Here is a 13,964-nt window from a genome sequence, read left to right as displayed (position 1 = left end):
CACCGATGTTGTCGCGGGGCGTGAGGCTCAGAGTGCCGAGGTTGCCGGTGTGGTCGCCGACGGTGAGCGACACGGGCATGTGGACAGTCATCACGCGGCGGCAGCCTCCTTCGGTGGTGCGGTGAGAAGGTGGCGCCACTCGTGAGCGGTCGAGTGGATGACGTACCGCAACGCGTCGCACGAGTGGTCGTCGACCTTCAAGGGGGCGTCCTCACCACGCGCGGTGGCCTTCGGATCCCAGCTGTAGCCAGGCAGTTCGTCGAGCAGGCCCTCGCACGACTCGTGTACGAGCAGGCGGCCGGCGGCGAGCAGGCTCGACACAGAGCGAATGCCGGATGCGGCGTCACGCCCTGGTCGTCCGGGCCGGCGGACGGGTGGGACCACTCGGCCAGCCATTCCCGTACGGCGGCGCTGTACTGCGCGTCGGTCATGCTGCGGTGCGTGGCGCGGGAGTCATGGCGCCACTCGGCGGCCACGTACAGCCGGCCGTCGACTCCCTCGCCCAACAGGACGGCGGCGAACGGGTTCGTCGTGCCGTAGTCGATGCCGACGTGATACCGGCGCATGTCCGGCAGGTCCGTGACGACGTGGCGCGCCTGGTCCCACATGTCGTAGATGGCGCCCTCAGCGACGCACCACGCCCCGTCGATCATCCGCCGTCGCCACAGACCGACGTATTCGGCGGCGAGGTCGGCGACGTACTCGGCCGACAACGACGGGTTGTCGGACAGGCGGAAGTGCCACGCGCGCAGGTTCAGCTCGCCGACGCGGTCGAGATACTGCGTCTTGAGCCAGTGCCGCGGCGAGTCCGGGTTCGTCGTCGCGTACAGGCGCGCGCCCGGCACGGACAGACGTGCGAGGAGCTGCGTCCAAAAACCCTCGGGGACCAGGGTGGCCTCATCGACGTAGGCGAGCTGCGCGGTCAGGCCGCGGAGCCTGCCCTCGGCGCGGGCGTCGGCGGCACCGATCAGGTGGACGGTGCGCCCGAGAATCGTTGCGGTGGTGGCGCCGCGGGTGTGGACGATGTGCCGGGCGAGGGGCCCGAACAGGGCCCGGTCTTGCAGGGGTTCGAGCACGTTGCGCTCGATCGTCTGGAGGCTGCGCCCACAGACGATGATCAGACCGGACGGGCCCGCGGTAGCAACCGCGATGACGAATGCCAGCAGAGACGCGATCGTCTTGCCGGACCGTACGGACCCATGCCACAGGTTGATCCGGGCCGTGGCCTGCCCGACCGAGCGAAGCTGTTTGCGGGAGAGGGGAAGCGCGTCGAGGTTGAGCAACGCTCACCCCCCGTCGGCGCCTCCATCGTCGTCCGGGTCGCCGGCGGCGCGGGCCAACGCTTCGCCGAGCGTGCCGAGCATCGATCGGACCTGGTCGGCGCCCTCGCCGCCCTCGGCCGGGGCGAGGCGTAGTGACTGCTGGATGGCGGTGCCGGCCGCGGCGATGATGGCGCGCTGATCAGCGAACCTCGGCTTGTCGAGGTACGCCTCGTGCCACTCACCATCGCGGCCCGCGAACTCCCCGTAGGTGGTGGGCTCCCATAGCTGCGCCCGCAGACGCTCGGCGTCGACGTGCAGGGCCTCGGCGAGCTGGGCACGGCGGGCGGCGAGGTCGATGCGACGCGCTTCGGTGGCGGCGACGACCTCGGGCCCCCGCTCGAAGGTGAGGGGCGGTTCGAAGGCGGCGGCGATCTTGGACACGGTCGACGGGCTGCGCCCGATGGCGCGGGCGATCTCGTTGCGGGCCTTGCCCTGTCCATGCAGGCGGCGCACCGCGGCGCGGTCTGTGTCAGTGATGGGGCGCGCCATGGGGTGTCACCTCCTGCACGGGTTGGGCAAGCGAAACGCCCCGCCACCGGGGGGATGGTGGCGGGGCGTTGCGAGGGGCCCCGTGCGTCCGTTTTCGGGCACGCTGGGGACGCCCCGAATTAGATCACAGATTGATAACGGCCTGCAAGCGGGGTCGTGGGTCGGGCGCGCGCGAGGCGCCGCGCGTCCGGTCGCCCGGCGGCTGGGTAGGGTTGGTGCCGGCCGCGGTGGGGCTTGCTCCCATCGTGGTTAGTCGGGCCCGTACGGCGGTGAGGTCGCCAGTACGGGCCCGCGCTGCTGCTACTGCTGATCGCCGGTGGTGCGCTGCTTGGCTTCCCGCTCCTCGATGGCCTTACGAAAGTCGGCGAGGTACTGCTCGACCGCCGCGCGGTCCTTCTCGGGCGTGTTGGCGAGGTCCGCCTCAAGGCGGGCGAGGGATTCGCGCGGGTCAGTATCGCTCGCGGCGTCGTTGTCGAGGCCGCGCTCAATCCAGAAGCGAGCGGCCTTCCGGCGCTCTTCGCGGATGATGCCGTACACGCGGGATTCGGTGAGGCCGATTTCGTCGGCGATCTGGCGCGGGTGCTTGCCGCGGTTGGCCTCGCGCATGATCACACGGGGCGTGGCGGCCTGGGCGGCTTCGCCGGCGAGGCGGAGCGTGCGCACGTCGTCGAGGCTCAGCTCGTCGGCGAGCTGGTTGACGTAGCCGGGGCGCTGGTCGCGCTGGGCGTAGTGCTCGGCGATCTCCTGTACGTATTCGAGGGGGTCGGCGTCGGTCGGGTTGGGGTCGCCTGCGAGGGCGCGTGCGGCTGCCGACTCTCGTTCGTACTGATCCATCACCGCGCGAATCTGCTCATACACCTTCCCGAGGGAAGGTGCGGTTTTCGACGGGTTACGCCGCACGTGACGGCTGATCTCCCCCGAAGTCCTCGGGCGCTCATCAGGGGGCGTTGCAGTCGGCTCGTTGCTCTGCTTGGAGGTCTGGTTGTCGGGCACGTTGCTGCTCCTGTGGGTAAGACGGGGCCCGCCCCTGACCGGGGCGGGCCTGTCGGGGGTTACTCGGTGGGCCGGTAGGCGAAAACGCACTGCGAGGATCGCAACATGCGTTCCGTCTTCCACCCGGCGGCCTTGATCTTGTCGGCGAGGATGTCGAGGCACGGGCCGTGCCACGGGTCGTCACGCCGGATGTTGCGCCCCTCTTCGAGCCAGTAAAGGGCGACGCAGCCATGTCCGCGGGGGTCGATGACGTACCCACGTACGTCGCGCTCGTCGTCGTTGGGCTCGGAGAAGTCGTGTCGGTCGGTGAGCGTGGCGGGGCGAAGCGGCGTCAAGGCTTCGCGTGCGGCGATCACGTCCGGGTTCGCAGCGTCCTTCGGGGCGCTTCCCTTGGCGGTACCAGCGTGCGTCACGACAACACCCTCGATCACACGGAGGTCGGGCGCCTGCTCGGCGGGTTGGCAGTTGCCGGCGATCCACTCGGCGCCTCCCTCGACGACGACGCGGGTCGGTTCGCCGGTGCGCTTGACCGTGTCCTCGATGGTGCGCTCGACGCCGTCGGCGCACACGACGCGGGAACCGGGAGCGAATAGCGCGCCCTGCTCGACGGGCGACTCGATGGTGAACAGGGCATCGTCGGTCGGCTGCTCGCCTATCCACTCCTCACGCCATGTGCCGGCGGCCTCGTCCTCGTCGCTGGCCTGCTCGGCGTCGATAGCCTCGCGGGCGATCGGGTCGGCCTCCCGCCACTGGTCGAGGGCGGTCCCCAGCTCGGCGAGGGCGGCGCGCCATTCGGGGTCGGTCGGGTCGGGGTTCGTGCGTACACGCTCGGCGGCGCGGTTGCTGCGTGCACGGGCGGCCTCGGCCTCACTCCGCCGCGTGCCGTTGCTGCTTGACGGGCGCCGAATCCATGTCCACGGATCGACCAGGAAACCGGGGTTTGGGGTCGCCTCATCGGCCGGGGGTGTGGCCTGCTCGGTGTCGGCCTGCTCGACGGTCTCGGCGAGGTCGACCGCGGCGGCGGCGAGGGGCGAGGCGGCGGCGAGGGCGCGGGCATAGGCGCGCTCCTCGGCGGCCCGGACGCACGGGGCGCACAGTTCGGGGGCCTGGTCGTCGAGGCCGTCGGTGTACTCGGTGACCTCGCGCCCGCACAGGGTCTCGTCGGTCATGGGCGAGTAGTGCACTCGGCGGCCCTTGCCGACAGTGGCGTACCGGACACCGGCGCGCTCACGGAGGGTGGGGCCGTGGATGTCGCGGTCGGCGACGGTCTGCTCGGCGGCGACGCGGTCGCGCTGCTCCGCCTTGGCGCACACCTGGCACACGCCGTTCACGTACCGGTCTTCGGTGGGCTTGGCTTCGAGGGTGCGCCCGCAGTAGCTCGCGGAGGTGCCGGGGCGGCGGTAGTGGCCGGCGCCGCGGCTGCGGGGGTTGGCGGGGCGGTAGATGTCCATGGGGCTTGCTCCCTTGGTCGTGGTGTGCCGGGTGAGGTCCGGCAGGTCGCCGGGTGAGGTCCGGCGAGCCTCACTGTAGCGGCTTGTGTTGCTGCTACACAAGGGGTTTCACAAATGGATACACAAAGGGGCGCCGCTCAACGTCGGCGCCCCGGTGGGTAGTTGTAGGGTGACCGCCCTACGCGGCCTGTCGACTCGCTTCGAGGACAGGCCACAGCGCAGTCAGATCCGGCCCCCACCACGCACGGCGCCGGCGGCTGTCAAGGTCGACGGGCGCCTCACACTCCGGGCCGGTCGAGCATTCGACGACGGCCTCGACGCCGGGCTGGGTATAGCCGATGAGCTGTCCGCCGCACCATGGGCACGGGTCGGGGAGCGGGGTCGTGCGCCGGTCGAGGTTGAGGGCTCGCTCGATGGTGAGGCGCGCGCGGCGCGCGGTGGCGGCGATCTCGTCGAGCAGGCGTGGCGGCGTCGGCGCGAACAGGTCGGCAGCGGGCTCGTTAAGGGCCCGGCCTTCGAGCCATACGGCGGCCCAGTGCAATCCGTGCGCGCGGCTGCCGGAGGATGCGGCGCGGCCGGTGACCGATGCGCTGTGCGTGGGCAGGTGCCAGCGTGCCGGGTCGGTACGGTCCCGCGCGTCCTCGACGCTGCGCACGGGGTGGGCCGGGTGCGGTACGCGGCGTACGGGGCGCTGGACCTGGTCGGCGACGCGGTCGGCGAGGGTGAACAGCGACTCGCGAACCTCAACGGTGGCGTCGAGGGCGGCGAGGTTTAGGGGCGCGGGGTGGGCGCGCGCGGCCAGTGCCAGCCTCTCTACGTGGTGCTCGATCGCTATGTCGTCGCCGGTCGGTCCGTCGTTGTCGGTGGCGAGTTGGTCGAGGAAGCCGCGGGCCTCACGCGGTGGCCACTCGGCGGCCGGGCGGCGCTCGATGGCGGCGAGCAGGTCGCCCCACTGGGTGCGGATCGCTGTCAAGTCCTCTCGGGCGCGGGCGGCGACGGGCGAGGGGGCGAGGCTGGGTGTCACGGTGGTTGCTCCGGTGGTCAGTGCTGGTGTTCGTGGGTGCCGTGCCCGTACACGGCCCGGTACGCCGCGAGTTGTTCCTCGGCGTCCAGCGCGCGTTGGCGGATGTCGGCTACGTCCTCGACGATGCCGCGGCGGGGGCCTCGGACTTCGCCGACGGCGGCGGCGTGCATGGCGGCGATCTGCTGGCACGCGGCGGCGTGGTCGGCCGCATGGCGTGCCGCTTCGGCCTCGGCCTCGACGATGGCGGCCTCGGCGGCGGCGAGGCGCTGCTGTTCGCGGCGTACGGCGGCCTGCTGTCCGCCGGCCTCGGCACGGTAGCGGTCGGCTTCGGTGATCTCGGCCTCGACGTGGGCACGCAGTAGGGCGGCCTCGGCGGGGGTGAGGGTGCCGTGACGCTGGACGCGGGAGAGCAGCACGAGCAGGCTGTCGCGGCGGGCGGTGCGCTCGGCGGTGCGCTGCTTGCGGTCGGCGCGGCGGCGGCTCATCGGGTGACCTGCTCGTCGAGGTCGGCGGCGTGCTGGTCGAGGCGTCGGCGGATGGCCTGCATTCCGGTGAGCAGGCCGCGGGTGCGGCGGGTCACGCCGTGCTCGTCGCGGTAGTCGTCGATGTGCTGGCGGGCGAGGGCGGCAAGTTCGCGGGTGTGAGCGGCGAGCAGGATACGGGCGGTGGCGAGGGCGCGCTCGGGGGTGAGCGAGGTGCAGCCGAGCAGGATGTCGCGGAGCGTGAGCAGGGCTAGCGAGGCGGTGCCGGCGTTGAAGTCGAGGGCGTCGCGTACGTCGTTGACCGTGAACGGCTCGGCGTCGGCGGTGCGGGTCATGGGGCGTGGCTCCTGTCTCGGGGTGGGTGGGGACGACGTGGGTTCGCGGTGTCGACGGTGAACACCACGTCGTGCGCGCGCGGGGCGGCCCGCGACCGGACGTGCGGCCGGCCGCGGGCCGCTGATCAGAACGGGGCTTCGTCCCTGTATCCGCCCGTCGACCACTGGTCGGCCGCGGGCTGCTGGGCGTAGCTCTGGGACTGCTGGCCGTACGGCTGCTGGGCTCCCTGGGCGCTACCGGCCTTGGTCACGACGGCGGTTGCGCGGAGCAGGGACGGGGCGACCTCGTCGGCCTGGATCTCGTACGAGGAACGGGTCTTGCCTTCGCGGTCCTCGTACTGGCGCTGAGTGAGGCGGCCAACGACGATCACGCGGGTGCCGCGCTGAATCGATTCTGCGACGTGCTCGGCCTGCTGGCGCCACACGGCCACGGAGAGGAACAGCGGCTCGCCGTCCTCCCATTCGTTGGCCTGGCGGTTGAACTTCCGGGGGGTGTTGGCCATGCGAAAGTTGCAGACCGGAGCGCCGGACGGGGTAAAACGCAACTCGGGATCGGCAACGACGTTGCCGACCATCGTGATTGTGGTGTCGCCACTCATGGTTACGCGGCCCTTTCGAGGGTGGGGGCGGTCGGTCGAATCGGTGTGACGGAGGCGAGGGGGGCCTCGCGTTTTGCGGCGCGGGCGGCGCGGGCGGACGCGTTCTTGCACGTCCGGCATTTCCGTGTCCCGTTCTTCGCGCGGACGGTGTTCGCCTGGTCATAGGGGTGGCCGGCGGGGCAGTGCGTGACGGCGGCGCGGGCGGCGACGTGGTTCGTCGACCGAAGGATGTTGGTGCGGTGGGTGACGGCGTCGAGGTGGGCGGGGGCGACGCATTCGCGGCGGCGGCACCGGTGGTCAACCTCAAGACCTGTCGGTATGGGCCCGTGGGCCTGCTCGTAGGCGTAGCGGTGGGCCTTGACGGTGTGGCCGTCGACCCAAAAGGACCCGTAGCCCTTCTCGTTGGTGGCTCCGGCCCACAGGTGGCAGGGGCCGGGGCAGTCTCGGCGGAGTGACCAGGGGCCGGCGGTGGTCACCTTGGCGGCGAACCGTGCGGCCGGGGTGGGCCGGTCCATGGATGTACCTCCGTCGGGATGTAGTCGTTCTACATGTTCTTTCCGTGAATGGTTCGCACCATCCATGGATGGACCATAGCGCGTAGGGGGCGGCGCATCCCGCTTCAATTACCGCCCCCGGCGCGGGTTACGCGGCTGCTGGGGGGCCGGTGGGGGATTCGGCGAGCGTGATCGTCCAGCCCTGGGCCGTCAGTTCTTCGACGACCTGCTCGGCCACGTCATCGCAGTGCAGCAGCTCGTCGCGCTGCGCGGTCTCGACGGCGGCGCGCACGACCGCGCGGGCGGCGGCGGGGATCATCGCTGCGCCCCGGTGACGTGCCGGGCGTCACGGCGTCCGCACTGATCGCGGGCGACCGGCGGGCGCACCATCAACCGGGCGAGGGCGTCGCGGTCGCGCGCGGCCTGCTCGGCGGCGGCGACCCGGGCGGCCTCGGCCGCGGCGGCGGCCCGCTGCTCCTCCTCGATGCGCCGGCGCTCCTCGTCGGCGGCCCGGCGACGGTCGGCAAGCAGTGTGGGCCCGTCGACCTCGTACAGCGTGCGCCACTGCCCATGTCCGCGGTGCTCCTCGACGATCACGTATGCGCCCTTGTCGGCCATGTCGCGGGCGATGCGGCGCGCGGCGGCGCGGTCGCTGGTCGGCTTCACCGCGGGATGGTCCGGCCGCTGGTCCCACGATCCCGTGACGAGAAACCCGCGGGTGTTCTTCGTGCGGTCGGGCGTGGTTCCGCGGCGGCGGTGCGGTATGCGGTCGGGGTGCTTCTTGTTGCGGTTCATGCGGCCGACTCCTGGGCGTAGCGGCGGGCGGTGGCGAGGTCGAGACGCGAGGGGTGCGCGGTGCGGCGCGGATGGCGGCGGCGGTTCACACACGGCGTTCCGGCGCGGGCGCGGCACTGCTCGTACGGGCACGTCACGTCGAGCGGGTCGGGCAGATCGGCGGTGGCGAGGCGTTCCCGCTCGGCCTGGCGCGGGCGGTACGGGGCGAGGGCGTCGCGCACGGTCGTGGGCACGTAGTCGCCAAGTGCGGCAAGGCGTTCGGCGGCGGCCTGCTCGCGCTCCTCGCGGGTGCCGCCGGTCAACTCGCGGTACGTCGCGGCCGGGGCGGTGCCGGTGGCGACGGCGTGCCGGGTGGCAACCAGGGCGGCGCGGTACGCCTCGGGGTCGTCCGGGTCGACGGCGGGCACGGGGTCGTGATGCCGGTCGACCACGTCGCGGCGGAAGGCGTGCCACGGGCGCGACACGTCGCTCGGCTTGATCGGATACGGGCTGGTCGCGATGTGGTGGCGTACGACCTGCGCGGCATCCCACGCGCGGCCGGTCGGGTGCGGCGCGGCCGGCGGCACGTCGGCGAGCAGGTCGGCCCACTGATCGAGGGTTTCCGCGGCGGCGGATTCGTCGGTGGGCGCGCTGCGCGGGTCCAACTTGGCGGCGTAGGCGAGCAGGGCAGCGACTTCACGGCGGTTCACTGGGCGTGCTCCTTGGGGTTTTCGAGGGCGGCGGCGAACAGATCGGCGGCGCGGGCGCTGCGGGTGGGGCGGGCGACGGCGAGGGGGATCACGTCGGCCCCGGGCGAGGTCAGGCCCCCAGCGGGCACCGGGGGGAGCGCGGACCAGCCGGGCAGGAAGTACCGGGCGGAGCGCGGGCGGGAACGGGCGCGGCGCCACTGCTCGCGGGCGTGGTCGACCAGGGCCGGGACCGCGGTGCGCTTCACGATCGCTTCGAGGCGGAACCACTCGGGGGAGGTGAGCGACCACTCGACGACGACGCCCGCGGCGGTGAGCGCGTCGCGCAACGGTCGGATGTTCACCGGAACGGCGGGGGTCGAGTAGCTAGCTTGCTGTACCTCCGTAGGAGGTACAGCGGGTCGGGCCGGGTCGGGTCGGGGGGACCGTGACGCCTCCGGCACGTCACGGTGTGACGTAGGCGCCTGACCTGTGATGTCATCCGGAAACGCGATCTGATTCGCGGACGGTTCACCGTTTTCCGGCGCCGGATCGTCATCGATTCGCGGACGATTCGCGCTCGAATCGGAGCGATTACGCTCCTGGTTCCGCTGCTCGGCGGCCCTCTCGCGGGCCCGCTGCTGACGCTCGGCGGAGCGTGCGCGCTCGCCCTCGACCTTGGCGCGGGTGGGGTTGTAGATCAGGAAGTCGTGCATGAAGTAGTCGCCGGGGGCCGGCTGCTTGCACTTCGGGTGCGGGCACGTGTGCCCGTGCTCATGCCACAGACCGGCGGCGACCAGCTTGCGGGCCTGCGGGGCGGTGCCGTAGAGCTGGGCGACGACACCCGGCACGACGCCCTCGGTGAGGTGCTGGGCGGCGTAGGCGCCGGCCTTGACCCACAGACCGACGGCGGCGTTACCGGCCTTGAGCGTCTTCGGGTGGCCGTAAAACGTGTCGTCGACTTTGAACCACGTCACGGGGGTTGTGCTCCTTGGGTGGGCGCCCGGGGCGAGGGGCGCAGCGGCTCGGCCTCGCCCCGGGGCGGTCAGGCGGCGGTGTAGAACGGGCGGGTGTGGGCGGGCTGGTGCTCGTCACACCGCGGGCCGCACGGGTAGGGCCGGGCCGGGCGGGCGCCGCAACCGGGGTTGCCGTGCTCGCATCGCGGCATCTGGTTGCACGCGTCGCAGTACCGGCGGCCGTCGGCACGGTGGCGGCCGTGTACGGCCTGGTCGTGCTCGCACGACGGGGCCTTGTGGGTCATGCCCTTGACGGCGGCGAGGGCCGCGCGGTCGCGCTGCCGGGTGGCCCGGTCGTCGACGTGCTCGGGGGCGCAGCACCGCGGCACGTCGCACGTGGGCCGCACGGTCCCGACGGGGGCGCGGCCGGTCCGCAGGATGAACGCGGCCTGATAGGCGGTGTAGTTCACGCCGCGGTGGCGAAACCTTCCTGCACCGGACGCGGTGCGCGTGCCGGTCCACTCCTGGTGTCCGCCCTCGGTGGCGCGGGTGCGCGCGGCGAACGCCTCGGCGAGACCTGGCGGCACGGGCGCCGGCGCCTTCGCGGAAGCCTCCTCGACGGCGAGCTGTCCGGGCACGGCATCGATGGGGGCGGAGTCGAGCAGACGGCGGGCGGCGTCGAGGCTGACGACGGTGGGGGTGCTCACTGGCCACCCCCCGCGGTGATCGCGGCGAACTGCCGGGCGAGGGCGCCGGTGCGCCATGCCTCGGCCGTCGCGTCCTTGCCGCCCGTGCGCCACGTCAGGGCGTGGGTGCGGGCGCGGGTCGGCTTGATGACCACGCCCGGCACGTCGTGTACCTCACCGGTCGTGCGGTCGGCGATGCGCGCGGCGCCGGCGGCCTGCATTTCGGCGATCAGCTCGGCCAGGCGCCACGGCTTGACGGTGCGCACGATGCGGGTCTCGGTCCACTCCTGATCGGGCCACGTCTGACGCAGCCATCGGGCGAGGGCTTCCTCGTCGGTGACCACGGGCCCGGTCTCGCCCTTGCGCAGAGAGATCGTGGCGACCTGCTCGCCGCCGGGCAGGGTGGCGGCGATCCGCTCGACTCCGTCGCGCGTGGCGGCGTCGTCGAGGGCGCGCTGCATCCGGGTCCGTACGTTCTTCTTGGCGGCGGCGACGCGGGCCGCGAGCAGGTCGAGGGCGGCCTCTTCGAGGGCGAGGTCACGCAGGGACGCGACCGGCTGCTCGGCGGTCTGCTGCTCGGCGGTCATGCGCTCGCCCCCTTCGCGGCGTCGAGCAGGTCGTCGCGCATCTCGCGTATCTGCTCGACGGTGGCGGCCTGCGGGGCGCATTTGTGGCGGGCGCTGAACAGCTCGTCGACCTCGGTACGGTCGGACACCCCCGCCGTGCGGGCGGCGTCGTACAGCTCGCCCAGCGCGGCGGCCTGCTCCTGGTCGACCGGCTGCTCGGCCGGCGTGGCGCCCTGCGTCCACTCCATCGCCTGGCGCGGTGCGTCGGCGATCGGGCCGGGCTGCGGCGCGGCGGGCTGCTGCTGTTGGGCGGTCGCCTGCTTCTGTGCGGCGATCTGGTCGAGGCGGGCGAGGTAGTCGGCCGGGGCGCCTGCCTTGGCGGCGGCGGCGCGTACGGCGGCGAACTGCTCGCGGCTGGTCGCCTGCTCGGCCTCGGCGAGGTAGTCGCGGCGCGGACTGGTCGGCCGCTGCTGGGCGGGCGGCTGCTCCCACGGCCCGGCCTCGGCGCGGGTGCTGCGTCGCGGCTGCTGCTGGCGCTGCTGCCCGCGCTGCTGGCGCCGGTCCTGGTTGCGCTGCTGGCGCTGCGCCTGCTCGGCGCGGTGCTCGGCCGGCGGCTCGGGGTGGTGGCGGTCGCCGTCGTCGATGCTGCGCCCGTCCACCGGCAGCATGAACAGCGTGAACAAGAGGTACTTGAGGGCGGCCGACTGGGCCTTGTTGGTGCTCTTGTCGGCGTAGTCGAACGCTTCGCCCGGCACGTCGGCAACCAGGCAGTCTCCCGCGGGCCCGTACACGCGGTACCGCATCGTGATCAACGTGCGGGTCATCTTCCCGTCGCGCTGCTGCTGGTGCTCTGCGATCGTCGGCAGGATGAACACGCCATGCTCGCGCATCGGGCCGGCCATGGCGGACATCACGTCGTCGATGCCGCGGAAGGAGTAGTTCTGCTGTTCGTTGCGCCGGTCCTTCCCGACCGGCATAGCGGCGCGCATGACGGCGTTGATCGCGGTGAACACGCGCGGTGCGTCCGCCGGGGCGCTCTCGGGGGCGGGCACGTACACCACGTCGGGCGTGCGGGCCGGGACCGAGGGGGCGGTCGTGCGCGGGTCGGTAAGGGCGGTGGGCAGGGTGGTGACGGTCACGTGCGCGGACTCCGGTTCGTGCTGGTGTGGCGGATGTGAGCGGCGAGGCGGGTGATTCGGCCGGCGAGGGTGACGGCCTGGTCAGGGGCGAGCAGGTCGTCGAGGCTGGCGGCGCCCGGCGCCTCGGCGAGCAGGGCCTCACGGCTCCCGTCGGCGGCGGCGGCCCGCATGGCGCGCTCGTACTCGGGCATGTCCTCGCTCACCACGGCGTGATCAAGGCGCACGACGGCGGCGGCATGCGCGGTAAGCAGGCGGCCGACGGCGTCGGCGTCCTCGGCGTAGGCGAGGGCGAGGTCGTCGAGCAACTGCTCGGCGCGGGCGGCGATCGGCAGACGGACGGCGCGGCCGTCGGCGGAAAGCTGGGGTCGGATCATCGGCGCGACTCCGGGGCGTCGAGGCCGAGGTCGGCGGGCGCGGCCGGTTCGTCGAGGGTGAGGTCGCCGGTGCGGGCGTCGTAGGTGTACGGCCGGGTCCAGTCGGCGCCAGGAAACATCCGACGCAGCAGGCCGCGGGCGGCGCGGTGCGCGGCATGGTCGGCGGTGGCCGACTGGCCGAGGGCGTTGTCGAGGGCAACCCACGTCGCGAGACGGGGCCGGCCGTCGCGGTCGGTCCGTACGGGCACGGTCCGCACGTGGACCGTGCCGGGCGCGATGGCGTCGAGCTGCCGGGCGATCACGTCGCGGCGGGCGAGGCGGCGGCGCGCGGCCCGTGCGCCCTGAACGGCGAGGGCGGCGCGGGGCAAACGGGGGCGGGTACGGTGGGCGGTGTTCACGATCGGTGCCTTTCTGGGCGGTCGTGACGCGGGCCGTTCGGCGGCATCCGGGCGGCCCGCTCGGGGATCTCAGGCGGCGATGCGGTGCGCGTCGGCAGATCGCTTGCGCTGCTCGCGTTCGAGGCGACGCATGATCAGCTCGACCTCGGCGGGCAGGCGCCCGGCGGCGCGGTCCATGTCGCGGCGGCGGCGTGCGGCGTCGAGCACGCGGCGCGCGTTGGCGATGGCCTGCTCGCGGGGGATCACAGCGGCACTCATGCGGCCACCCGCTTAAGCAGGTGACCGGCGCTCACGCCGTAGTGCTCCTGAACTGCCGCGGCTACAGCGGCACTTGGCGCGGTGTGCCCGCGCCACAGGCGCCACGCCGTATTCCGCGCAACCTTCAACCTCTTTGCCGTGTCAGACGGGGTGAGGTCGCCAGCCTGCCGGGCAGCGGTGATCAACAGAGTCCGGTCATACACGAGTCTGCTCCCTCCATGGTCGGAAACCTCCGTCCATGGATGGAACGTAGCACAGGAGTGCGACACCGTGCAGTCGTCGGGATCATGAAAAACAAACCGGGCGGTTCGCTTCATATGCCATTGACAAGTGCTTGCCGTCCCCATCAGAATCGGTCGCACGTTCGATCGAGATAGGGGGGAACCGGCATGTATCGGACACCGGCCACCCCTGGCCGAAAGCGCCCATGCGCACGACCATCCATGCGCGGTATGTTCCATCCATGGAACATAGGTCCGTGCGCGGTAGCGAGCGCACATCTCCCGAACAGTTCGCCGCCTGGCTGCGGAAGCAACTGGAACGCCGCGGCTACGACCTGCGGCCCAGAGGCGGCGGGCAGACCCGATTCATCAAGGACAGCGGCCTAAGCGCCGGCACCGTAAGCCGAATGCTCAGCGGGCAGACCACCACCGAAACCCGCACCCTGCAACAACTCGCCGACGCCCTCGACCTCCCACTCGGCGAAGTCCTCGTTGCGGCAGGAATCCTCAGCGCCGGCGAACTGGAAAACGTCCGATCACCTCAACCGCGCCACACCCCCATGACGCCCGAACAGGCCGCTGACGAACTGGGCATCGTCGACCCCCACAAACGCGAGCTATTCATCAACATGACCGAGACCCTGCAACGTCAACGAGCCACCAACGGCGGCACACACACCGCCGAGAACTAGCAGCACAACCGCACGGAGGCACCCC

Annotated in this window: 19 protein-coding genes and 1 pseudogene; 1 reads left to right on the top strand and 19 read right to left on the bottom strand. The window is 72.3% G+C overall.

The annotated features are described in order from the left end of the window. Nucleotides 1-90: 90 nt before the first annotated feature. The 19 genes and pseudogenes from CP973_RS39775 to CP973_RS39685 form a co-directional block, all read right to left on the bottom strand. Nucleotides 91-1,283 (bottom strand): annotated as a pseudogene (locus tag CP973_RS39775) (PBSX family phage terminase large subunit). Between the two features lie 3 nt (nt 1,284-1,286). Next, complete coding sequence (locus CP973_RS39770; RefSeq protein WP_150236533.1) at nt 1,287-1,811, bottom strand: helix-turn-helix domain-containing protein; 525 nt, start codon at nt 1,809-1,811, stop codon at nt 1,287-1,289. 300 nt (nt 1,812-2,111) lie between these two features. After that, the gene (locus CP973_RS39765) at nt 2,112-2,804 is read right to left on the bottom strand and encodes a hypothetical protein (RefSeq protein ID WP_150236531.1); all 693 of its coding nucleotides are present in this window, start codon (nt 2,802-2,804) and stop codon (nt 2,112-2,114) included. Between the two features lie 59 nt (nt 2,805-2,863). Then, complete coding sequence (locus CP973_RS39760; protein WP_150236529.1) at nt 2,864-4,255, bottom strand: hypothetical protein; 1,392 nt, start codon at nt 4,253-4,255, stop codon at nt 2,864-2,866. Nucleotides 4,256-4,433: 178 nt separating this feature from the next. Continuing rightward, nucleotides 4,434-5,279 (bottom strand): hypothetical protein, encoded by an 846-nt coding sequence (locus CP973_RS39755; protein WP_150236527.1) that lies wholly within the window; start codon nt 5,277-5,279, stop codon nt 4,434-4,436. Between the two features lie 17 nt (nt 5,280-5,296). Next, complete coding sequence (locus tag CP973_RS39750; protein ID WP_150236525.1) at nt 5,297-5,764, bottom strand: hypothetical protein; 468 nt, start codon at nt 5,762-5,764, stop codon at nt 5,297-5,299. Beyond that, complete coding sequence (locus tag CP973_RS39745; protein WP_244409209.1) at nt 5,761-6,096, bottom strand: hypothetical protein; 336 nt, start codon at nt 6,094-6,096, stop codon at nt 5,761-5,763. The genes CP973_RS39750 and CP973_RS39745 overlap by 4 nt, the downstream gene beginning before the upstream one ends. 125 nt (nt 6,097-6,221) lie before the next feature. Further along, nucleotides 6,222-6,695 carry a single-stranded DNA-binding protein gene (locus tag CP973_RS39740; protein ID WP_150236522.1) on the bottom strand — a complete coding sequence of 158 codons (474 nt, stop codon included), beginning with the start codon at nt 6,693-6,695 and terminating at the stop codon, nt 6,222-6,224. Nucleotides 6,696-6,697: 2 nt separating this feature from the next. Further along, complete coding sequence (locus tag CP973_RS39735; RefSeq protein ID WP_150236520.1) at nt 6,698-7,210, bottom strand: HNH endonuclease signature motif containing protein; 513 nt, start codon at nt 7,208-7,210, stop codon at nt 6,698-6,700. 127 nt (nt 7,211-7,337) lie between these two features. Next, nucleotides 7,338-7,508 carry a CinA family protein gene (locus tag CP973_RS39730; RefSeq protein WP_150236518.1) on the bottom strand — a complete coding sequence of 57 codons (171 nt, stop codon included), beginning with the start codon at nt 7,506-7,508 and terminating at the stop codon, nt 7,338-7,340. After that, a complete protein-coding gene (locus tag CP973_RS39725; protein ID WP_150236516.1) occupies nt 7,505-7,984 on the bottom strand; it encodes a hypothetical protein in 480 nt (159 codons plus the stop codon). The genes CP973_RS39730 and CP973_RS39725 overlap by 4 nt, the downstream gene beginning before the upstream one ends. Further along, complete coding sequence (locus tag CP973_RS39720) at nt 7,981-8,673, bottom strand: zinc finger domain-containing protein (RefSeq protein ID WP_150236514.1); 693 nt, start codon at nt 8,671-8,673, stop codon at nt 7,981-7,983. Before CP973_RS39720 ends, CP973_RS39725 begins: the two co-directional genes overlap by 4 nt. Beyond that, a complete protein-coding gene (locus CP973_RS39715; protein ID WP_150236512.1) occupies nt 8,670-9,626 on the bottom strand; it encodes a mucin-2 in 957 nt (318 codons plus the stop codon). Before CP973_RS39715 ends, CP973_RS39720 begins: the two co-directional genes overlap by 4 nt. Nucleotides 9,627-9,694: 68 nt before the next feature. Then, nucleotides 9,695-10,312 (bottom strand): hypothetical protein, encoded by a 618-nt coding sequence (locus CP973_RS39710; RefSeq protein WP_244409208.1) that lies wholly within the window; start codon nt 10,310-10,312, stop codon nt 9,695-9,697. Beyond that, complete coding sequence (locus tag CP973_RS39705) at nt 10,309-10,878, bottom strand: hypothetical protein (protein WP_150236508.1); 570 nt, start codon at nt 10,876-10,878, stop codon at nt 10,309-10,311. The genes CP973_RS39710 and CP973_RS39705 overlap by 4 nt, the downstream gene beginning before the upstream one ends. Next, the gene (locus CP973_RS39700; RefSeq protein ID WP_244409207.1) at nt 10,875-11,996 is read right to left on the bottom strand and encodes an ERF family protein; all 1,122 of its coding nucleotides are present in this window, start codon (nt 11,994-11,996) and stop codon (nt 10,875-10,877) included. Before CP973_RS39700 ends, CP973_RS39705 begins: the two co-directional genes overlap by 4 nt. Beyond that, nucleotides 11,993-12,370: a hypothetical protein gene (locus tag CP973_RS39695; RefSeq protein WP_150236506.1), complete on the bottom strand. Its 378-nt coding sequence runs from the start codon at nt 12,368-12,370 to the stop codon at nt 11,993-11,995. Before CP973_RS39695 ends, CP973_RS39700 begins: the two co-directional genes overlap by 4 nt. Further along, on the bottom strand, nt 12,367-12,768 hold the full coding sequence (locus tag CP973_RS39690) for a hypothetical protein (RefSeq protein WP_244409206.1): 402 nt from the start codon (nt 12,766-12,768) through the stop codon (nt 12,367-12,369). Before CP973_RS39690 ends, CP973_RS39695 begins: the two co-directional genes overlap by 4 nt. Before the next feature lie 69 nt (nt 12,769-12,837). After that, nucleotides 12,838-13,026, bottom strand: coding sequence for a hypothetical protein (locus CP973_RS39685; RefSeq protein WP_150236504.1), 189 nt, complete (start codon nt 13,024-13,026; stop codon nt 12,838-12,840). 427 nt (nt 13,027-13,453) lie between these two features. Here CP973_RS39685 and CP973_RS39680 point away from each other — a divergent pair, with 427 nt between their 5' ends. After that, nucleotides 13,454-13,939, top strand: coding sequence for a helix-turn-helix domain-containing protein (locus CP973_RS39680; RefSeq protein ID WP_244409205.1), 486 nt, complete (start codon nt 13,454-13,456; stop codon nt 13,937-13,939). Nucleotides 13,940-13,964: the final 25 nt, after the last annotated feature.

Origin of the sequence: Streptomyces albofaciens JCM 4342, from assembly GCF_008634025.1 — a bacterium.
In the GTDB taxonomy this organism is placed as follows: Bacteria; Actinomycetota; Actinomycetes; order Streptomycetales; family Streptomycetaceae; genus Streptomyces; species Streptomyces albofaciens.
The sequence above is the reverse complement of the archived record's forward strand: the minus strand, read 5'-3'. Positions and strand labels throughout refer to the sequence as shown.